The 19,787-nt window shown below is 69.7% G+C and carries 18 protein-coding genes and 1 tRNA gene; 11 read left to right on the top strand and 8 right to left on the bottom strand.

What is annotated here, in order from left to right; genetic code table 11:
• Nucleotides 1-169 precede the first annotated feature (169 nt).
• From VGJ14_04655 to VGJ14_04625, 7 genes are all read left to right on the top strand, one after another.
• Nucleotides 170-1,072 carry a YcnI family protein gene (locus VGJ14_04655; protein ID HEY2831692.1) on the top strand — a complete coding sequence of 301 codons (903 nt, stop codon included), beginning with the start codon at nucleotides 170-172 and terminating at the stop codon, nucleotides 1,070-1,072.
• 3 nt (nucleotides 1,073-1,075) lie between these two features.
• A complete protein-coding gene (locus tag VGJ14_04650; GenBank protein HEY2831691.1) occupies nucleotides 1,076-2,110 on the top strand; it encodes a DUF5134 domain-containing protein in 1,035 nt (344 codons plus the stop codon).
• 39 nt (nucleotides 2,111-2,149) lie between these two features.
• Nucleotides 2,150-4,237 (top strand): dTMP kinase, encoded by a 2,088-nt coding sequence (tmk, locus tag VGJ14_04645; protein ID HEY2831690.1) that lies wholly within the window; start codon nucleotides 2,150-2,152, stop codon nucleotides 4,235-4,237.
• A complete protein-coding gene (locus tag VGJ14_04640; protein HEY2831689.1) occupies nucleotides 4,234-5,403 on the top strand; it encodes a DNA polymerase III subunit delta' in 1,170 nt (389 codons plus the stop codon). The genes tmk and VGJ14_04640 overlap by 4 nt, the downstream gene beginning before the upstream one ends.
• Nucleotides 5,404-5,510: 107 nt before the next feature.
• Nucleotides 5,511-6,953, top strand: a complete 1,443-nt coding sequence (locus tag VGJ14_04635) for an alpha/beta hydrolase (protein HEY2831688.1) — start codon at nucleotides 5,511-5,513, stop codon at nucleotides 6,951-6,953.
• A complete protein-coding gene (locus tag VGJ14_04630) occupies nucleotides 6,947-8,515 on the top strand; it encodes an alpha/beta hydrolase (protein HEY2831687.1) in 1,569 nt (522 codons plus the stop codon). The genes VGJ14_04635 and VGJ14_04630 overlap by 7 nt, the downstream gene beginning before the upstream one ends.
• Before the next feature lie 29 nt (nucleotides 8,516-8,544).
• Nucleotides 8,545-9,897: an FAD-linked oxidase C-terminal domain-containing protein gene (locus VGJ14_04625; GenBank protein ID HEY2831686.1), complete on the top strand. Its 1,353-nt coding sequence runs from the start codon at nucleotides 8,545-8,547 to the stop codon at nucleotides 9,895-9,897.
• Nucleotides 9,898-9,909: 12 nt separating this feature from the next.
• Here the strand turns inward: VGJ14_04625 and VGJ14_04620 are convergent, their stop codons facing one another.
• Nucleotides 9,910-11,190 carry a ferredoxin reductase family protein gene (locus VGJ14_04620; GenBank protein HEY2831685.1) on the bottom strand — a complete coding sequence of 427 codons (1,281 nt, stop codon included), beginning with the start codon at nucleotides 11,188-11,190 and terminating at the stop codon, nucleotides 9,910-9,912.
• Nucleotides 11,191-11,499: 309 nt separating this feature from the next.
• Between VGJ14_04620 and VGJ14_04615 the strand changes: the two genes are divergently transcribed.
• From VGJ14_04615 to mscL, 3 genes are all read left to right on the top strand, one after another.
• Entirely contained in the window at nucleotides 11,500-11,991 is a 492-nt protein-coding gene (locus VGJ14_04615) for a hypothetical protein (protein ID HEY2831684.1), read from the top strand.
• Between the two features lie 82 nt (nucleotides 11,992-12,073).
• Nucleotides 12,074-12,147: transfer RNA gene (locus VGJ14_04610), tRNA-Thr, on the top strand.
• A gap of 138 nt (nucleotides 12,148-12,285) precedes the next feature.
• On the top strand, nucleotides 12,286-12,723 hold the full coding sequence (mscL, locus tag VGJ14_04605; protein ID HEY2831683.1) for a large conductance mechanosensitive channel protein MscL: 438 nt from the start codon (nucleotides 12,286-12,288) through the stop codon (nucleotides 12,721-12,723).
• Nucleotides 12,724-12,753: 30 nt separating this feature from the next.
• Here the strand turns inward: mscL and VGJ14_04600 are convergent, their stop codons facing one another.
• The 5 genes from VGJ14_04600 to VGJ14_04580 form a co-directional block, all read right to left on the bottom strand.
• Nucleotides 12,754-13,467 (bottom strand): hypothetical protein, encoded by a 714-nt coding sequence (locus VGJ14_04600; GenBank protein ID HEY2831682.1) that lies wholly within the window; start codon nucleotides 13,465-13,467, stop codon nucleotides 12,754-12,756.
• A gap of 90 nt (nucleotides 13,468-13,557) precedes the next feature.
• Entirely contained in the window at nucleotides 13,558-14,946 is a 1,389-nt protein-coding gene (locus VGJ14_04595; protein HEY2831681.1) for a phosphodiester glycosidase family protein, read from the bottom strand.
• A gap of 285 nt (nucleotides 14,947-15,231) precedes the next feature.
• Nucleotides 15,232-15,663 (bottom strand): hypothetical protein, encoded by a 432-nt coding sequence (locus VGJ14_04590; GenBank protein HEY2831680.1) that lies wholly within the window; start codon nucleotides 15,661-15,663, stop codon nucleotides 15,232-15,234.
• 27 nt (nucleotides 15,664-15,690) lie between these two features.
• Nucleotides 15,691-16,245, bottom strand: coding sequence for a hypothetical protein (locus VGJ14_04585; GenBank protein HEY2831679.1), 555 nt, complete (start codon nucleotides 16,243-16,245; stop codon nucleotides 15,691-15,693).
• Between the two features lie 13 nt (nucleotides 16,246-16,258).
• Nucleotides 16,259-18,067 carry a hypothetical protein gene (locus tag VGJ14_04580; protein ID HEY2831678.1) on the bottom strand — a complete coding sequence of 603 codons (1,809 nt, stop codon included), beginning with the start codon at nucleotides 18,065-18,067 and terminating at the stop codon, nucleotides 16,259-16,261.
• Between the two features lie 241 nt (nucleotides 18,068-18,308).
• Between VGJ14_04580 and VGJ14_04575 the strand changes: the two genes are divergently transcribed.
• A complete protein-coding gene (locus VGJ14_04575) occupies nucleotides 18,309-19,097 on the top strand; it encodes a helix-turn-helix transcriptional regulator (protein ID HEY2831677.1) in 789 nt (262 codons plus the stop codon).
• Nucleotides 19,098-19,113: 16 nt separating this feature from the next.
• On the opposite strand, the gene VGJ14_04570 is transcribed toward VGJ14_04575, so the two are convergent.
• Both VGJ14_04570 and VGJ14_04565 read right to left on the bottom strand, forming a co-directional pair.
• Nucleotides 19,114-19,500 carry a hypothetical protein gene (locus VGJ14_04570; GenBank protein HEY2831676.1) on the bottom strand — a complete coding sequence of 129 codons (387 nt, stop codon included), beginning with the start codon at nucleotides 19,498-19,500 and terminating at the stop codon, nucleotides 19,114-19,116.
• A 27-nt stretch (nucleotides 19,501-19,527) separates the two neighbouring features.
• The coding region (locus tag VGJ14_04565; GenBank protein ID HEY2831675.1) for a DUF427 domain-containing protein at nucleotides 19,528-19,787 on the bottom strand (260 nt) is incomplete at its 5' end.

Genomic DNA, 19,787 nt, shown 5'->3' with positions numbered 1-19,787 from the left:
GCGCTGTATAGCGCGGGTGACCAAATCTGGACCCGGAATCGGCGCGAAACCGGTCTCTGGCGCTGTACAGCGCTGCTGACGGAACCTGATACCCCTCCCGGGGAACCCGGCCGTGCCTGGCGGCGACCTTTTGCGTAGGCAGCCGATGCGGACAGGGCGGTGACCTCGGATGATGCGCTCGACAATGGGCTCGGGGCTGGTGGTAGCACTGGCCCTGGTGGTCGTTGGTGCGCCGCTGGCGAGCGCTCACGTGACGGTCAGTTCGGACTCGACCACGAAGGGCAGTGGGGCGTCGCTGACCTTCCGGGTGCCCAACGAGCGCGACGAGGCCTCCACCACCGCGGTCGAGGTCGACTTCCCGACCGATCACCCGCTGACCGGCGTCAGCGTGCTGTCCAAGCCGGGCTGGACCTTCAGCGCCACCGAGGCGACCGCGGCGAGCACGGCGAGCCCCGCGGCCACCACCTCGGCGAGTCCGTCGGCGACGCCCACACCGAGCGCGACCGCGATGTCGTCCGCGATGCCGGGCATGAACATGGGCGGGATGTCGGGGATGGGTGGCATGCACGGCAACGTTTTCCTCCGGGCCCCGGCCACGGATGACGACGACACCGCGGCGGTCACCGCGATCACCTGGCACATCGATTCCGCGGTCAGCGCGATCCCGCCCGGCGGCTATGACCTGTTCACCGTGCAGGTGCCCAAGCTGCCCACGGACACCGACACCTTGACGTTCAAAGCGGTGCAGACCTACAGCTCCGGCGAGGTCGTGCGGTGGATCGAGGTGGCCGCTCCGGGCACCGCCGAGCCGGAACACCCCGCACCGACCCTGCAGTTGACCGACGCCGCGATGACCATGCCGCCGACCGCGATGCCCACGCCCGCGGGCGGCATGACGATGACCAGCACGCCGATGGCCGGTGGCATGTCGATGGACATGGGCCCCTCCCGCGACGACACCGTCAACGTCGCACTGGGTTTGGGCATCGCCGGGTTGTTCCTCGGCCTGGTCGCCGGGACGTTGGGCGGTGCGGCGCTGGCGCGGTCGCGGGGCACCAAGAGCGGGGACTGAGCCATGGGTCCCATCGACCTGCTGCCGTGGTGGGTGCGGCTGTGCTGGGTGATCGCGTACTGCTGGATCGCCGCCGAACACACCGTGCACGTCCTGGTGATGAAGGGGCAACCGCGCGCCTGGCACCTCACCCACATCGCGATGGCCGCGGGCATGGTCTACATGTTCACGCCGTGGCAGGGCGGCGAGCCGGGCGGACCGCATCCGTGGGAGATCGGCTTCCTGGTCGTGGCCGGCCTGATCGTGCTGTTCGTGTTGGAGGAATGGGCCCGGCGGCGGCCGGTCAACCTGCTGTGGTTCCTGCAGGTCGTCGCGATGGGCGCGATGGCCTACATGTACGGCCTGATGGATCCCGACGTGTTCATGGGCACGAACGTCTCGGCGGCCACGTTGGCGTTGGCGGCCTACTTCGTGCTGGAGGCGGCGGGCTGGAGCAAGCGCCTGTTCGCCGAGGCCGACGACCGACGGCTGTCCTGGATCCCGTTCCAGCTGGGTCCGGGACGCGCGGCCGGCGTGTGCGCCGATTGCCTGTGCGGACCCGTCCCCGTCCGGCTCGCGCTGAGCGGCACCGTGATGTCGCTGGGCATGACGTACATGTTCTTGGCCATGGACCCCAGGTCACTGCGGTTCTTCGACCGCGCCCTGCAGCACGGGTGGCAGACGCAGAGCTGGGTTGCCCTGGGCTGGTGCGTGCTGGTGGGCCTGCTGGTCCTGCCCTGGCCGCGGGCCGGGCGGGCGAACGTGGCCGGGCTGCCGGTCAACCCGGCGACGGCCGCGCGGATCTACGGGCCCATTTCCTCGGCCGGTGGGCGCGAACTCAGCTCCGGCATCGCCGTGGTGCTGCTGGGCGCGGATGGGATCCCCCGGGCGAAAACCAGGACCAGTGCTGGTGGCCGCTACGAATTTCTCGACGTGCCCACCGGCCAGTACACGGTGACCGTGCTGACCAGCCCGCCGACCTGCTGCCCGATCGCGGTGCAGGGCCCCTACCCGACGGAGTGCCCCATCCAGCTGAATTCAGCCGTCGTCCAGATGTGAGAAAGGCCGGTGGTCGGTGCCGCCGGCTAGGCTGAGGCGGTGAGCGACGCTGCGCCCGGGGCGGCGCGGGACGAGGGCATCCGTGCCGCGTTGGGCGTCCCGGCGTTCCGTCGGCTGTGGTTCGCGCTCAGCCTGTCCAGCTTGGGGGACTGGCTCGGCCTGTTGGCCACCACGGCCATGGCCGCCGCACTGACCACGAACTCATCGGCCGACCAGAACTACGCGGTCTCCGGGGTGTTCATCCTGCGCCTGGTACCCGCGCTGATCTTCGCCCCGCTGGCCGGCGTGGTCGCCGACCGGCTCGACCGCAAGACCACCATGGTCACCGCGGATGTGTTGCGCTGCGCACTGTTCACCTCGATCCCCATCGTCCAATCGTTGTGGTGGCTGCTCACCGCGACGTTCCTCATCGAGGCGCTCAGCCTGTTCTGGATCCCGGCCAAGGAGGCCACGGTCCCGAACCTGGTGCCCGCCGAGCGGTTGCAGTCCGCCAACCAGCTCAGCCTGTTCACCGCTTACGGCTCCGCCCCGATCGCGGCCGGGTTGTTCACCGTGCTCTCGCTGATCTCCGGGGTGCTCGGCGCGCGGTTCGGCTTCTTCGTGCACCAGCCCGCCGCGCTCGCGCTGTGGGTGAACGCGGCCAGCTTCGCGGTGTGCGCGGTCACCGTGTCCACGTTGCCCATCCCGCGCGCCAAGGGCGTCGGCGAGCACACGCGCAGCCCGTTGAGCACCCTGCTCGAGGGTTGGCGCTACATCGGCACCACGCCAATGGTGCGCGGGCTGCTGCTCGGCCTGCTCGGCGCGTTCGCCGCGGGCGGCACCGTGGTCGGGCTGGCGCCCACGTTCGTGCGCGGCCTGGGCGCCGGTAACCCCGGCTACGGCGTGCTGTTCGGTGCGGTCTTCGTCGGTCTGGCCGGCGGCATGCTGATCGGCCCGAAGGTGCTGGCCGGGCTGTCCCGGCGGCGCATGTTCGCAATGGCCATCACCGCCGCCGGCCTGCTGCTGGTGGCGGTCGCGGTGGTCCCGCAGTTGCCGGTGGTCACCGCGTTGACCGTGGTGTTGGGGGGCGCCTGCGGCATCGCCTGGGTCACCGGCTACACGTTGATCGGCCTGCAGGTGCCCGACGAAATGCGTGGTCGGACCTTCGCGTTCGTGCAGTCCGCCGTGCGCCTGACGCTGATCGCGATGCTGGCCATCGCCCCGCTGCTGTCCGGTGCGATCGGCTCGCACAGCTGGCACCCGACGCAGAACACCACGCTCACCTACTCCGGCGCGGCGATCGTGTTCGGCGGTGCCGGGCTGATCACCATCGTGGTCGGAATCGAGGCCTACCGGCACATGGACGACCGGCGGGGTATCTCGCTGTGGCAGGACCTGCGCGCCTCGATCCGCAAGGAGACGTTCTACCCGGATCCGATCACCTCGGGGTACCTGATCGCGTTCGAGGGTGGCGACGGTGCGGGCAAGTCCACCCAGGTGCAGCGCCTCGCGGAGTGGTTGACCGAGCGCGGACACGAGGTGGTGGTCACCCGCGAGCCCGGCGCCACCCCGATGGGGCAACGCTTGCGCGAGGCACTGTTGGACGTCGGGAACACCGGGCTCTCGCCGCGCGCGGAGGCGCTGCTCTACGCCGCCGACCGCGCCGAACACGTGCACGCGCTGATCCGTCCCGCGCTGCGGCGAGGTGCGGTGGTGATCACCGACCGGTACGTGGACTCCTCGATCGCCTACCAGGGTGCCGGGCGGGCGCTGTCCGCCGCCGAGGTGGAACGGCTCTCGCACTGGGCCACGCAGGGTCTGCAGCCAGCGTTGACCGTGCTGTTGGACGTGGCGCCGAGCGTGGGCGCGGTGCGCCGCGGCGGCGCCCCGGACCGGATCGAGGCGGAGTCGGAGGACTTCCACTCCCGGGTCCGGCAGGGCTTCCTGGAGCTGGCCGGGCGGGCCCCGAAGCGCTACCTCGTGTTGGATGCGCTGCGGGCGCCGACCGCACTGGCGGCGGCGATTCAGGCCCGGGTGGCCGCGGAGCTGGCCGCACCGGGTACGGACGGTGAGCCGCTGTCGAACGCCCGGGTCGGGGAAGGACAATCAACACCGCAGCAACCGAACGAGGAGGCCGTCCGTAGATGACCGTGTGGGCCGGAGTAGTCGGCCAACCCGGGGTGGTGGCCACGCTGCAGGCGGCGGTGGCGGCGGCCGGGGCGCGGCTGTCCGGGGCGGGGTCCACCACGGGGGGCGGGGACGCGATGACTCACGCCTGGTTGCTCACCGGCCCGCCGGGGTCCGGTCGGTCGGTGGCCGCGCGCGCGTTCGCTGCGGCGCTGCAGTGCCCGACCGGGGGCTGCTTGGTTTGCCCGGACTGCCACACCGCGCTGGCCGGTTCGCACGCCGACGTGGAATTGCTGGCCACCGAACTGCTCAGCATCGGCGTCGCGGACACCCGCGAGCTGGTGCGCCGCGCGGCGCTGGCCCCGGCCGGCGGGCGCTGGCAGGTGATCATTTGCGAGGACGCGGACCGGCTCACCGACTCCGCGGCGAACGTGTTGCTCAAGGCCATCGAGGAGCCGCCGCCGCGCACCGTGTGGATTCTGTGCGCGCCGTCGGCGGAGGACGTGTTGCCCACCATCCGCTCCCGAGCCCGCCACCTACACCTGGTGACCCCGTCCACCGCGGCGGTGGCCGGGTTGCTGCGCGCACAGGGCGTTGCGGACGACGTGGCCGCGTTCGCCGCAGCCGCCTCGCAGGGGCACATCGGCCGGGCGCGGCGGTTGGCTGGCGACCCGGTGGCAGCGCAACGGCGCCGGGACGTGCTGGCCACGCCGGCCGCCTGCCGGGACGTGCCCGCCGCACTACGTGCCGCGGAGAAGCTGCTGGAGTCGGTGAAGGCCGAGGTGACCGCGGCGGCCGAGGTGTCCGACGCCGCCGAGCGGGAGTCGCTGCGCACCGCGTTGGGCATGGGCGGGCCGCGGGAGAAGCAACCACCCGGCGCGGCCGCGGCGTTGAAAGACCTGGAGACACGACAGAAGAAGCGCATGACGCGCGCCCAGCGCGACGGCCTGGACCGGGCCTTGGTCGACCTGGCAGCGCTGTACCGGGATGTGTTGGTGCGTCAGTTTTCTTCCGCCGCCCCGCCGGTGCACGTGGACTGCGCAGACACGGTGTCCGCGGTGGCCGCGAACGGCAACCCGGAGCTGACGCTGCGACGCATCGAGGCAGTGCTCGCCGCCCGAACCGCGCTGGACACCAATGCCGCGCCGCTGTTGACGATTGAGACCCTCACGTTGGCCCTGCGTTGAGGGCTGTTGCGATCGCTGCGGCCGCAGCATTGGTTCTCGCCGGATGTGGCGGGGGAGCGAAGGCAGCGGGGCCGAAGCCTCCGGCGGCGTCCAGCGCCGCACCGTCGGTGACCCCGGCGGTGACGCCGTTGGTGCCGGAGCCGGCGGCCGACCCGGCGTTCGCCACCTTCTACTCCCAGCGCGTCAGCTGGACCCCGTGTGAGACCACGTTCGAGTGCACCAAGGTCACCGTGCCGATCGACTGGGCCGCACCCACCGGCCCGACGTTGCAGTTGGCGCTGATGCGGTTGCGGGCCACCGATCCCGGCCGGCGGATCGGCTCCCTGCTGATCAATCCCGGCGGGCCCGGGGCCTCCGGCATCGACCTGGTGCGCCAGGCCACCGACGTCATCCAGGCCGACGTGCGGGCCCGCTACGACATCGTCGGGTTCGACCCACGCGGGGTTGGTGCATCCGACCCCATTCGCTGCCTGTCCGCGGGCAGGCTGGACAAGTTCCTCACCACTGAGAACGCCCCGGACAACCCGGCCGAACTCAGTGCGCTGCAGGCCATCGACGCCGAGTTCGGGGCGGGCTGCCGGGCACGCTCCGGTGCGCTGCTGGCGCATGTGGGCACCCAGCAGGCGGCCCGGGACATGGACGTGTTGCGCGCGGCGGTGGGTGACAACAAGCTGAACTACCTCGGGTTCTCCTACGGGACCTACCTCGGCTCGTTCTACGCCGGGATGTTCCCACAGCGGGTGGGGCGGCTGGTGCTGGACGGGGCGTTGGATCCATCGCTGGACACGGTGGCGTTGACCGAGGTGCAGGCGGCCGGCTTCCAGGACGCGTTCGACCGGTTCGCCGACCACTGCGCGGCCTCCACCCAATGCTCGATCGGGGACAACCGAGAGCAGATCACCGACGGTGTGCTCGAGTTGTTCGACAAGCTGCATGCCGCACCTCTGCGTACCGCGCGCGGACGGTTGCTCACCGAGGCGGACGCGGTCACCGGCTTGGCGTACGCGATGTACCTACCGGAGTTGTGGGACAGCGAGGTGTCCGCGCTGGCCGACGCCTACGCCGGACGCGGGGACATCCTGCTCGGGCTGGCCGACCAACTGCTGGCCCGCAACACCGACGGAACGTTCAAGGACAACTCCAACGAGGCCAACTACGCCGTGAACTGCCTGGACCACCCCGGCGACGACACCCCGGCCGACGCGATGGCCACGTTGCCCGCGCTAAAGGCGGCCTCGGTGGTGTTCGGTGTCCACTTCGCCTTCTCCAGCCTGCCGTGCGCGAACATGCCGACGCAGACGCCGAGCCCGGTGCCCGGCCCGATCTCCGCGTCCGGTGCGCTACCGATCCTGGTGGTGGGCACCACGCACGACCCGGCGACGCCTTACGCCTGGGCGCGGGCGCTGGCCGGCCAGTTGGCCTCCGGCGTACTGCTGAGCCGGGACGGTGACGGACACACCGCCTACGGCAGGGGCAACACCTGCGTGGACAACGCTGTCGACAAATTCCTGCTCACCGGCAACCCGCCCAAGAACGGCACCAAATGCTGACCCGGGCACTGGTAGGTCTCACCGCGCTCGCCCTGCTGGCCGGGTGCGGGTCGAACGGCACGCCGGCCGCGGGGCCGACCGATGCGCCGGGCGCGAGCAGCTCGCCGGTCCCGGAGGCGTCCGTCACCGCGGGACCGACGGGTGGCGCGCTGAATCCGGACCCGTCGCAGGACCCGGCGCTGTCGGCGTTCTACGCGCAGAAGCTGTCCTGGCACCGCTGCGACGCCGCGCAGTGCGCCAAGGTCACCGTGCCCATCGACTGGGCCGCGCCGGACGGGGCGACGATCAAGCTGGCCATCAATCGGCGGCCCGCGACCGGGCCCGGTCAGAAGATCGGCGCGTTGCTTACCAACCCCGGCGGTCCGGGTGCCTCCGGGGTGGAATTCGTGAACCAGGCCGCGGCCGGCGTGAGCGCGAGCGTTCGGGCCCGCTACGACCTGATCGGCTTCGACCCCCGCGGGGTCGGGGACTCCGCGCCGATCCACTGCCTGACTGACCGTCAGCTCGACGCGGCGCTGTCCGTCGACCCCACCCCGGACGACGCCGCGGACCTTGACGACGTCACGCACGAGGCGCGGGTGTTTGCTGACGGCTGCAAGCAGAACGGCGCGCTGCTCGCGCACATGGGCACCGTCGACGTCGCCCGGGACATGGATGTCATCCGCGCCGTCGTGGGGGACACCAAGCTGCACTACCTGGGTTACTCCTACGGCACCTATCTGGGCGCGATCTACGCCGCGCTGTTCCCGGGGCACATCGGGCGCATGGTGCTGGACGGCGTGCTGGACCCGGCGCTGACCAACACGCAGATCATGCTCGGCCAGGCGCAGGGCTTCCAGCTCGCCTACACCTCGTTCGTGAACGACTGCCTCGCCCACCGCCCGTGCGCTCTGGGCTCCTCCGCCGACCAGGTCACCTCGCGGGTGCGTGGGTTGCTGAAGAAGCTTGACTCCACGCCGATCAGAGGGGTGGGCAGCCGCAAGCTCAACGAGGCGATGGCCAGCCTGGGTCTGCTGGCCGGGATGTACGCGAAAGCGCGGTGGGAGTTCCTGCGGGCCTCCCTGGTCGCGGCCTATCTCGGCGACGGATCCGGGTTGTTGCAGTTGGCCGACGAGTACACCCGCCGCGGCCCGGACGGGCACTACGAGGACAACGGCAACGAGTCGATCTACGCGGTCAATTGTGTGGACCACCCCGGTGGATCCTCGCCGCAGGAGATCCGCGCGCAACTGCCCGCGCTGGAGCGGGCCTCGCCGCTGTTCGGCGATTTCATCGGCTGGGGTGCGTTGCCCTGCGATTTCTGGCCGGTGCACTCCGACGTCACGCCCGCGCCGGTGACCGCGCCGGGCGCACCGCCGATCCTGGTGCTGGGCACCACCCGGGACCCGGCGACCCCGTTCCAGTGGTCAAAGAACCTGGTCGCCGAACTGTCCTCCGGTGTACTGCTCGCCCATGATGGGGATGGGCATACCGCATACGGACACGGCGAGGATTGCGTGGACAGCAAGGTGAATCGTTATCTGCTCACCGGCACTACTCCGGCGGCGGGGACACAGTGCTGAATTCAAAGGCGGCGTTAACCAAGGAGGCGGTGGCCTCTCTGGTCGCCGCGTTGCCCGAGGACGTGGTGATCACCGACGTCGACCGCATGGAGAAGTACCGACAGGACCGGGCCTTCGACCCCGCGGCCGGGGTGCCCGCGGCGGTGGTGCGTGCGGGGTCCACCGAGCACGTGCAGACCACGTTGCGCTGGGCCACCGAGCATGGCGTCGGGGTGACCACCCGTGGTGCGGGTACCGGGCTGTCCGGCGGCAGCACCGCACAGTCCGAGTGCATCGTGCTGAGCACCGAGCGGATGCGGGAGATCCACATCGACCCGGCCACCCGCACCGCGGTCGTGCAGCCGGGACTGCTGAACGCGGAGGTCAAGGCTGCGGTCGCCGCGCAGGGGCTGTGGTACCCGCCGGATCCGTCCTCGTTCGAGATCTGCTCGATCGGCGGCAACGTGGCCACCAACGCGGGGGGCCTGTGTTGCGTGAAGTACGGGGTGACCTCGGACTACGTGCTGGGCCTGCAGGTGGTGCTGGCCGACGGCACCGCAATCCGGTTGGGCGGACCGCGGCTGAAGGACAGCGCCGGGTTGTCGCTGACCAAGTTGATGGTCGGCAGTGAGGGAACGCTCGGTGTGGTCACCGAGGCGCTGCTGCGGCTGATGCCCGCGCAGTCGCCGCCGGCCACGGCAGTGGCCACCTTCGCCGCCGACGACGCGGCCACCGCTGCCGTGCTGGCGATCACCTCGGTGATGCGCCCGGCGATGCTGGAGTACATGGACTCGGTGGCGATCAACGCGACCGAGGACATGTTGCACATGGGGCTGGACCGCAGCGCTGCGGCGTTGTTGGTGGCGCAAACCGATGCGGAGGGTGAGGCGCAGGTCCGCGAGCTCGACCAGATCGTCGCGGCATTCCAGAAGCACGGGGCGACCGAGGTGGTGGCCACCGACGACCCGGCCGAGGGTGCGGCGTTCGTGCACGCCCGACGCAGCGCGATCCCGGCGGCGGAACTGCGTGGGAAGCTGCTGCTGGAGGACGTCGGGGTGCCGCTGCCGCGGCTGCCCGAGTTGGTGGACGGGGTACACCGGATCGGTGCGGAGCGCGGCGTGGAGATCGCACTGATCGCCCACGCCGGGGACGGCAACACCCACCCGCTGCTGATCGTCGACCCGACCGACCCGGCCTCGCTGGCCGCGGGCGATCAGGCCTTCGGCGAGATCATGGATCTGGCGATCGCCCTGGGCGGCACCATCACCGGTGAGCACGGCGTGGGCCGACTCAAGCGGGCATGGCTGGTCGACCAGCTCGGCCCCGACGTGATGGAGCTGACCCGGCGAGTCAAGCAGGCCTTCGACCCGGACGGCATCCTGAACCCCGGCGTCATTCTCTGACGCTGCGTCAGGTCACAGGCTGAACCGTTCGGCGTGGATGTTCCGTCGGGGCACGCCCAGCCGGCGCGCGGTGGCGATGACGGCGGTCATCATCGCGGGCGGCCCGCACACGAACACGTCCCGTTGGGCGATGTCCGGCACCAGGGAACCCAGCGCGGCCAGTGGTTCGTCGGCCGGATCCCGCGGGTGCGGACCGATCAGGTAGAGCACCGACGCACCGGCGCGGCAGGCCAGCGTATCGAGCTCGTCGCGCAGCACCAGGTCCTGCTCGGTTCTGACCCGGTAGATCAACATGGTCCGGCCCGACGCGGCGGTGAATGTCTCGAACAACGCACGTAGCGGGGTGATCCCGATTCCGCCGGCCACCAGCACGGTGTCGGGGCACGTGCGTCGAGAACCGATCAGGCCACCGTAGGGGCCGGTCAGCAGCACCCGGGTGCCGGGCCGGACCTCGCGCAACCCGCGGGTGTGATCGCCGACGCCCTTGACGCTGATCCTGATCCGGTGCCCGTCGGGCACGGCGGACAGGGAGAACGGGTGGGACTGCCACCACCGGCCGCGGGTGCAGAACCGCACGCGCACGAACTGCCCGGGCTGTCCGCCGAAGCGATGCAGGCGTCGGCCGGTAACGGAAATCGAGACGACGTCGTGGGACTCAGCGACGGTCCCGGCGACGACGGTGCGGTGCACCAGCATCCGCAACAACGGGCGCAACCAGCGGAACCAGCCGACGGTGATTGCGACCGCGAGAAACCAACCCTCCCAGGCCCGGCGATGGACGGGGTGCCCGACGAAGTCGTCGCCCACGACCAGGGTGTGGGCGAACGCCAGCCCGATTGCCACGTAGGTGCCCAGGTGCAGCAGGTGCCAGAGCTCGTAGGGCAGGTTCGCCCGCACGATGCCGGCGCTGGTCGCACCCACCAGCAGCAGCATCGCGAAACCGAAGCCGGCCATCAGCACGTGCGGGTACGCACTCCACAGGGTGCGGATCTGGCTGACCGGGCTCACGTGCGCGCGCCGTGCGTAACCGGTCACGATGCAGCCGACGTGAGCGGACAGCGCGCCGATCACAATCCGGCCCAGCCGCGCGTGCAGTCGGGCGAGCCGGTCGGTGCCGACGGCCCGGTCCAGCCACGGCACCCGGGACTGCAGCAGCACCGCGGCACTGGTCAGCGCGGCCCCGTAGAGCCCGAACAACCGCCCTGCGGCAATCCATCTCGCCCCGGCACCCGCGGGAACCGTCGGGTTATCGCTCCACCACATGGCGCTGACCAACATCAGCCCTGCGGTCACGGCCAACCACGGAAACAGCGCCGCGACCTGATGGATCGTCAGGCGCGGCCACCGCCCCGGCCACCGGCCGGGAATTCGCGACGTACTGCTGGTACTGCTGCCACCGGTCGGGGCAGAGGTAGTGGTCATTTCTCCGGTCGCATTCGTCGGCTACGTTCGGGGTCCGGCGGGCGACAACATCGACCCCCGTCCAGCGCGTGGATAGCCCGCTGGGTTACACCACGCAGCCCGGTGCTCGTGGGGGCATAACCTGCTGCACACGCGCCTGAACCACCCGGAACGTCGAGACCGTGAACGCGGAGGAACGGGATGGCTGACGAGAAGCGACAAGTGGTAACCGGCACGCTCGATGTCGCGCCGGATCAGGTCTTCGCGGTGTTGACCGAGCCCTCCCGACATCCCGACATAGACGGGTCCGGGATGTGCGCGAGTTGCTCCGCCGGGCCGATCACCGCGGCGGGACAGTCCTTCGTCATGGACATGTACCGGGATGGCCTCGGGAATTATCAGGTCCGCAACGAGGTGACTGCCTTCGAGCCGGGCCGCCGGATCGCCTGGCGGCCCGCCGTGGAGACCTCCTCGGCCGCCCTTGACGCAGCGCTCGGCGATATCACACCGGGCGGTCACGTCTGGACCTTCGAGCTTGAGCGCACCGGTGACGGGAAGACCGTGGTCACGCACTCCTACGACTGGAGCGCCGTCTTCGACGAACGCTTCGGCGCGTTCTGCCCGTTCATCACCGCCGAGCAGATGTCGAACACGATCTCGCGGCTCGGGGCGGCAGCGGCCGCGTCGAGCTGATCACTCGGCCGGCTCGCCGCTCCGCTACGCCCGGAGGGCATGTCGTAGGCTCTGCGGGTCGGGGAGGGCCGGCCCACCCCGCGCCGCCTTAGCTCAGTCGGTTAGAGCGACGCACTCGTAATGCGTAGGTCTGGGGTTCGACTCCCCAAGGCGGCTCCGTTCGCGCCCCGGGCGTCCGCCCAGCCGTGAGCTACAGCTCACCCTTGGGCGGACGCCACGTCCAATCATCGTGGGGCGCGACGTCCGAATTTAGCGGGCTTGTTTCGCGGCCGCCGTCGCGGTTATGAGACGCACATGCACGGGTTCAAGAGATTTTTGTTACGTGGCAACCTCGTCGATCTTGCGGTCGCAGTGGTGGTCGGCGCTGCGTTCGGAACGATGGTCAAATCGATGGTGCAGGACCTGCTGACCCCGCTGATCGCGGCGATCGGCGGCCAGCCGGACTTCAGCGCACTGCGGTTCACCGTGCACCACTCGGTGTTCCGCTACGGCGATTTCATCAACGCGCTGATCGCGTTCGTGGTCGTGGCCTGCGCGCTGTACTTCTTCATCGTGCTGCCGTTCAGCAAGCTGCTGGAGACCTGGATGCCGACTCCGCAGGAGCCGGCACCTACTGCGACGTGCCCGCACTGCAAGTCCACGATCGCCGTCGACGCCGCCGCCTGCGCGTTCTGCACCCGCGATGTCGAACCGCAGTTGGTCGGCGCCGGACCGGTGTCCCACCGGCGTTGAGCGGCGCCGACGCACACAGTCGCTAAGGCCTCACATGGACACATCGACGGTGACGGGTCGGGTCGGGTCGTGGGCGCCGATGCGGAAGCCGAACATGTTCCCGTCCAGCAGGACGTAGCGGACCAGCACTGGTTGCCGGCTGCCGTCGCGCGCGGTCTGCCACGCGGTGGGTGCGTGCCCGGTCATCACGCCCACCGCGTTGGTGATCAGCAGGTTTCCGTGTCGGTCCATGCGCAGCGAGCGCGCGCCGACGGCCTCGAAGCGGGCGGCGTCGGCGTCCACTCCGGGCGCGAGGTCCAGGTCGTAGGTGGGCGCTTTGCTGCTGCCGTGCCAGGCCCAGTCGATGCCCGGCCATACCTGGCGGGTGACGACGTGGCGCCGATCGCTGCCACTGACGGCCCGCGCCGGGGCCGCGCCCACCGGGCGCAACCGCAGCACACCGATCTCGGCCGGCCCCGATCCGCGCAACGCGAGCATGGCCTCGGCATCGGTGAGGTAGAGGTGGTAGCCGGATCCCTGAGCCAGGTACCGCACCGACTCGTCGACCTGGCCCCGATTGGCCGCGAAGGGCACCAGCGACTTCTCGATGGGGGTGACGGTCGGCGCGGGCTCGTGGCCGGCCCGCGACACCGTCGGCGCGGGCCGGTGGTGCGCGTCGCCGACCGCATCCGGGGCGTGCCCGGAGGCCGCCAGCGCCACGGCCAGGGCCACGCCGGCCACCACGTGCCCGGCCATTGCCGCCATCGCGCACCCCCACCCGATACATACCGAAATCGGGACAAGCCTGGCGCGGCGGGGTGTCGTCCGACAGCACCCGCCGCCGGACGGGTGACGTCAGTCCTTGCGCACCCAGACCAGGGCGTCGGACACGGCGCGTTCCCGGCTGCCCGAGACCTTGTTCGCGAGCTTTCCGTGGATCGACATGGTGGTCGAACCGCCGCCGTCGAGGTTTATCGCGTCCCGCATGCCCAACGCCCGGGCGACCCGCGCCGCCTGCTTCAGGGTGGCGCCGATGCTGTGTCGCGATCCGCCGTCGATGGTGGCGAACACGATCTTGTTGTCCCAGGTGGTGCCGGCCAGGGTCCGGGGGTGGCGGGCGAAGAACCCGCCGTGCCGGGTCGGGGCGATGTCCCGGCCCTCGTCGAGCAACTGGAAGCGTCCGCTCACCGCGGCGGTGGACGAGCGCAGATCGATCGGCTCGCCGTGGGTGTCGCGCAGCGTGCTGGTGACGTCGATGCAGCCGTTGCGCGCCAGGGCCCGCAACGCCCGGGCGGTCGCACCCGTGGCCTGGATTGAGGAACGGCCGTGGCCGAGTCGAACACCGCGGTGGGACTGCACCTTCACGGCGCAGCCGTTGCGGTCCAGCACCACCTCGGTGCCCACTCCCTTCGGGGTGTGCTTGCCGAACCGCGGGGTGAACACCGCGATCTGACCGTCGGCCCTGCAGTGCCGCTGCGCCCTGGCGCTGCGACAGGCGTGCGGCACATGCGGGACCGCGTTCACCTTCTGCAGCCGCAAGGAGCGCGCGCCGTCCACCTCGCGTAGTCGGCCCGACCAGCGCAGCCGGCCGATGCGCAGCTCGTTGTGCTCGGTGTCGACCAGCAGGGTGACCTCGCGCTTCATGCCCGACGAATCGCTCAACACCCGTCCGGCGTTGACGGTCAGCCCGACGGGGATGCCCGGCAGTTTCGATCCGATCGAGAAGAACGACGCGTTGACCCCGGCCAGCGCGTGGATCTGCCGGGTCAGTGTGGTGGTCGGGGCGGTGCCGGCCAGGCTCTTGCCGAACGTGGTGGCCAGATGGCCATCGGCGACCGCGGGGTCGATGGTCAGCACGCGCACCACCCACGCCGCGCCACGCTTGCCCTTCGACACCGCCCCGCCACGTTTGATGATGGTCAGCGTCACGCCTCGGGCGATCGTGCGGACCGACCGCGTTTCCTTCAGGTTCCTCGCACCCAACGGCAGTTGCGGGACGACCCCGTTGTGCGCCGGCCGGCTGGGGATGGGTTGCGCCGGTGCGGCCGGGTCGTGGGGAAGCAAGGGCAGCGGGATCGGGCCGTAGTCCAGCGGGTGCGCGGCAAGGCTGAGCAGGGCCCTGGCCGGCCCCGCACGGACGGGATCGGGGGCGGCCCCGCGCGCGGGCGAGGGCAGCAGAACAGCCGTGGCCACAAGGGAAAACGCAACGAGGCCGAAGCCGGCGGCGCGGTGGTGGGAGCGCACGGGCAGATCATTGACCGCGCGGGGCCGGTTCGCCAGACATAACACGCACTTTGCTTGCGAATACGCAACATTCACAGGTTGGCGCCGGCCCGCGGTGGCTCTGGACAACTGCGCACCCGACGGGAAGCATCGCCCGATGCGCAGCGATTGGGCGAGCCGGGCCGAGCGGTGCGGGGCGCAGTTCCTGGCGATCGACGCCGATCACTCGCCGTTCTATTCCGCGCCGGAGGAGTTCGTCGCGCTGTTGCTCGGCCTGGCGAACTCCTGGGCTGCGCCCCGCATCCGCTACTCGACGATCAGCGTGCCCCGCATGAACGGGTGCACCTGGCAGACGAATTGGTACGTGCCCGGCGGCAGCTTGTCGACGCCGTGCACCTTGGAGACGTCCATCCAGTCCACCAGGCCCGAGCTGAACCGGGTTGTCGGACAATGAGCGCCCGCGCCCTTGGGATACGGCGGCGCCGTGCAGCCGGGGATGTACTCCACGATGCTGTGCGACGGGATGCCCTGGATGACGTCGTAGTTGGCGAACTTGAAGGTCGTGCCGCGGTCGATGTGCACCACGTCCGGATAGAAGTGCCAGTTGAAGGCGATGACGTCGCCGGGGTGGTCCTGGCCGGTAATGGGGTCCGCGTGTGCGTTCGATGGGATGCAGGCGAGACCCAGGCCGAGGCCGAACGTAGCGGCCAGGGCGCGGTAACGGGAACTCCGCTTCATTGCGTACTCCTTTGTGGTGGGCCCTGGCTAGGAAAGGTTCACGGACGGGAAGGTTGCCCGCGCGCCCTCGAAGAACCGGCTGCCGGGCAGCCCGAGGACGAACGGATGGGGCAGGCACCCGGCGTGCAGTTGCAGGCCGATCAGGGTGCGCAGTTGCTCGCCGGCGTTGGGTTTGGCGAACAGCGGCAGGGTGACGTTGCCACTCTCGCCGTACATGGGCCCGAACGCCGCCCGGTGCCCGAGCACCCGCCCGTGGTACCCGGTCACCAGCACATCGATCACCGGGTGCTCGGTCATGAACGCGTTGGTGTAGGCGACGGTGACCGTCTTGGTGTCGGAGGTTGCGTGCTGGATGTTGGCCAGGGTGGCCCGTGGGCCTTCGCCCTGGCAGTGCACCGTGCCCGGCTGCCGGGTGTTGTGCTGGAAGATCGTGATCGTCCCGTCGCCGGGGTCGACCTGGCGGAACGTCGAGGCGTCCCCGTTGGCCGGGCCCTCGGTGTACTCGGTGCCGGCCGCCTGCGCGGGACTGACCGCGACGGCGGCCAGCGCGAGCGCGACGAGCGGGATGGCGATTCTCTTCATGCGTGCGCTCCCCTCAGGGCTGGTAGTCGGGTGAGGTGACGTAGCGGAAGAACTCGCGCCGGGTACGCGGGCCGACCATCTGGTTGGTGCGGAACGTCGCCTGCTCCCGCGCCGTGCCGGGGTTGAGGATGTAGGCCTGGCGCATCGACTCGACCTGGTCGAACTTGATCATGCCGCGGTGCGCGTCGGCGTCGATGCCGTATGCCGTGGCCGCATTGCGGCCGAGGATGCCGTTGCGGATGCTGCGCTCGGGATGCGCCCGGCCGTCGGTCGGCCAGCCCTTCACATCCGGGTGCCCGTGGTGGTAGCTGGTGCCCGACAGCGCGTTGCGCCGCGGGTCCCACCGGTCGCCGTCCAGGCCGTGCGGCAGGTTGTACAGCTCCTTGGCCTCGCTGCTGAACTGCAGCGCACGCATGGTGACGAACTGCGGTTGTGGGTTGCCGTACCAGATGCAGTCGGTGCCCAGCACGATCCGCTGCGGGCCGACGTAGGTGATCAGCTTGCCGAGCAGGTGCACGGCCTGGTCCACGTCGTTCATGACGTTCCACCAGACGCTGCCCAGCTCGGCGTACATGTTCACCGTGTTGCCGTGCTCGAGCCCGTGCGGGACGAACAACGTCGCGTCCCACGCGTTCTCGCGCAGGCTCTTGATGAAGGCGTCCACACTGCGGTTGGACGAGTTGACCTGGTCGTCGCCCGGGTAGGGCGCCATGTACTCGCCGTCGTAGCCGCAGTGGTACGTGTAGAACTTGATGTCCGGGTACTGCCGGCCGATCACGCCCATGTCTCGCGGGGAGAATTTGGCGGAGTCGAAGGTGCCGTTGAAGGCCAGGCCCTTGTGGGTGCAGATGACCTTGGGCCGGTTGTACTTCTCGCAGATCCGCTGGATGTGTTCGACGACCGCCATTCCCATGTCGTCGTCGAACCACCAGCCGTTCATCGGTGGCGAACTGCCCAGCGGCGGCGGGGTGCCGAGCGTGCAGTCGCCCCAGCCGCAGTAGAGCTTCCAGCCGTGGATGTCCACGTTCTTCGCCGTCTCCTCCATCCACTGGAAGTCCTCGGCCTGGTGGATCGGCGTTTGGTGCGGGCCGATGTAGCCGCGGTTGGGTTGGGCGAAGGCGTGGATGAAGCACCGCTGGGACTGCGACAGGTGGTTGGCCAGGTTCGCGGTCTCGATCGCATACGCGACGGGCAGGATGTTCGTCTCGTCCGGCAGGTTGGGCAACGAGGTGAGCAGGCTGACCGTCGTGGAGGAGTCGAGGAACATTTCCTTGAAGTAGTGGTAGCGCCCGAGGTTCTGCATCGGGTCCAGCTCGCCGCCGGGACCGAAGCCCTTGACGCCGTCCTTGTCGACGCCGGGCATCGAGCCCATCGCCGATGAGGTCCACAGCTTGAGGAACTCCTCGAAGCCGGGGTTCTCCAGCCGCCAGCGTCCGTTGGCGTCGAGGTGGTGACCCTGAGTGTCGAGGATGAACTCGCCGGGCAGGTTGGCCAGCTGCGAGCCGGGGTTCTCCAGGTCGGGGCGGCCATAGGTACCGGCGGGGACGTCCGCGGCGAACGCGTAGCTGCCCCAGCGACCGGCAGTTACGGTATTGATCGCCCACAGCCCGATCGAGTACGCGGCGGCGGTCCGCACGAATGAGCGGCGGTCCATGTTGAACAGGCGCCGCTGACGTTCGATCTCCTGGTCCTGCAGCGCCATGATCGCGAGTTGCTGGCGCGTCGGCGGCTTCGGGACGTATTCGCCGTTGGACGTCGGCATGACGTCGATCGCGACATCCTCCGGGATGTCCGGCCAGGATTCTTTCCAGGGCAGCTTCACGTGAGCCTCCGCACAATGCGCCGGGATGGATCGAAACCGGCGTGGCGGCGTCGGCTGAGCCTCCACCCTGGCGAGGCCGTCGACTCCTGGACAATGGTCCGAAAGTGGTACGCGCCACATGTGTTGCGGACCCGTGCGCGGGTCTAGGGTGGTGAATGCCTATGCCAGGGAAGCACCACCACCTAGCAATTGCGAGATCGATGCGCCATGTCGCGGTCGTGACCGCGCGTCGAGGGAGCCGGTGAGCCAGCAAATGCTGAGTGCGGGTGATTACCGGCGGGTGTTGGACGTGGTCCGCTCCTGCGCCGAGATCGACGAGGTCGAGGACTTTCGCGCAGTGGTGCTGCAGTCCATCCGCGACCACCTCGGCTATGAGCGGTTGACCTTCTACCTCGGTATGCACCCCGCCGAGGAGCTGGCCCTGCGCGACCCGGTATCGCTGGGTTTGCCGCAGCCGGTGGTGGACAGCTACGTCAACGATTACGCGCCGCGCGATCCCTACGGCTCTGAGCACGGGCGACGACTGTTCTGCCTCGACGGGATGGCCTGCCTTCCCGACGTCCTCGACTCGCGTCTGACCGCGTTGCACGAGGACTACATTGCCGAGTTCCTCGACCCCTGCGGCATCACCGACAAGGTCATGGTGTGGCTGGACACCGGCCTGCCGGTGCACGGCTACCTCGGTGTCATCGCCTGCGGTGACCAGAAGTTCGACAAGCACTCTCGAGAGCTGTTCGAGGTGCTGCGCCCGCACCTGACCTACCTCTTGCGCGCCCACCTGCGCAGCAACCCCCAGCCCGACACCGGCACGCTGACACTGCGCGAGCACCAAGTGGCGCGGCTGGTCGCGGACGGCTGGTCCAACCGCGCGATCGCCCGCCATCTCGACATCGGCGAGGCCACCGTCAAGAAGCACATCACCCGGGTGCTGACCAAGTCCGATGTCCGGTCGCGGACCGAGCTCGCGGTGCTCTGGCGTAACGGGGAGCACCTGCTCGACGTCAGGTCGGCGGCCACCGGCCGCTGCTAGTGACCCTCGCCTGATCTCAGTTCTTGCTGATGTGCAGTGTGACCAGCGGGTTGGGTGGCCCGGTCAGGGTGAACGTCGCGCCCTGCGCCGTGGTTGGCCGGTCGGGTGTCACGGTCAGCGCCTGGCCCGCCACCATGAACACCGCTTCGGTGGCGTCGGCGCGCACCAACTGCACATCCAGGCCCAGCGGATGCACGGTTTCGGTGGACGCAGGAAGAAACACCAGGTCGCAGGAATCAGCGGCGCAGTTCATCGAGACGTTCTGCGCGGCGCTGTCGTCCGTCGTCTGCGTATCCGAGTGAGATGAGCCGCCGCCGGAAGTGGCCCCGGCCAGGCCGGCTGCCAGGCCACCGCCGAGCAGCACCACCGCCAGACAGCCCGCGACGACCTTCGTGTTCATCATGGTGCGCCCAGCGTATTCGGTGTGAGGTCAGCTGAAGTGGGTGCGCGGGCGCTCCTGCAGCACATCGTCCAGATAGAGATCGACCTTCTCGTTGTAGAAGCAGGCCAACCCGGCGATCTTCTGACTCTCCGGCAGCGGGGAGCGGTAGATCCACACGAAGTCCGGGTGGGTCTGCTCGCCCACCTGCAACGTCCAGTAGCCGGCGGTGCCCTTGTACGGGCAGTGGCTCTGGGATGTCGTCGGGGAGAGCAGGTCCAGGCGCAGGTCGGTCAGCGGTAGGTAGTAAC

It is taken from the genome of Sporichthyaceae bacterium, assembly GCA_036493475.1.
Classification (GTDB): domain Bacteria; phylum Actinomycetota; class Actinomycetes; order Sporichthyales; family Sporichthyaceae; genus DASQPJ01.
This window is presented reverse-complemented; position numbering and strand designations above follow the sequence as displayed.

Excerpts from the sequence above, each read along its gene's own strand:
- VGJ14_04655 (HEY2831692.1), top strand. The coding sequence starts at position 170 with ATGATGCGCTCGACAATGGGCTCGGGGCTGGTGGTAGCACTGGCCCTG.
- VGJ14_04650 (HEY2831691.1), top strand. The coding sequence starts at position 1,076 with ATGGGTCCCATCGACCTGCTGCCGTGGTGGGTGCGGCTGTGCTGGGTG.
- VGJ14_04640 (HEY2831689.1), top strand. The coding sequence starts at position 4,234 with ATGACCGTGTGGGCCGGAGTAGTCGGCCAACCCGGGGTGGTGGCCACG.
- VGJ14_04630 (HEY2831687.1), top strand. The coding sequence starts at position 6,947 with ATGCTGACCCGGGCACTGGTAGGTCTCACCGCGCTCGCCCTGCTGGCC.
- VGJ14_04615 (HEY2831684.1), top strand. The coding sequence starts at position 11,500 with ATGGCTGACGAGAAGCGACAAGTGGTAACCGGCACGCTCGATGTCGCG.
- mscL (HEY2831683.1), top strand. The coding sequence starts at position 12,286 with ATGCACGGGTTCAAGAGATTTTTGTTACGTGGCAACCTCGTCGATCTT.
- VGJ14_04600 (HEY2831682.1), bottom strand. The coding sequence starts at position 13,467 with ATGGCGGCAATGGCCGGGCACGTGGTGGCCGGCGTGGCCCTGGCCGTG.
- VGJ14_04590 (HEY2831680.1), bottom strand. The coding sequence starts at position 15,663 with ATGAAGCGGAGTTCCCGTTACCGCGCCCTGGCCGCTACGTTCGGCCTC.
- VGJ14_04585 (HEY2831679.1), bottom strand. The coding sequence starts at position 16,245 with ATGAAGAGAATCGCCATCCCGCTCGTCGCGCTCGCGCTGGCCGCCGTC.
- VGJ14_04570 (HEY2831676.1), bottom strand. The coding sequence starts at position 19,500 with ATGATGAACACGAAGGTCGTCGCGGGCTGTCTGGCGGTGGTGCTGCTC.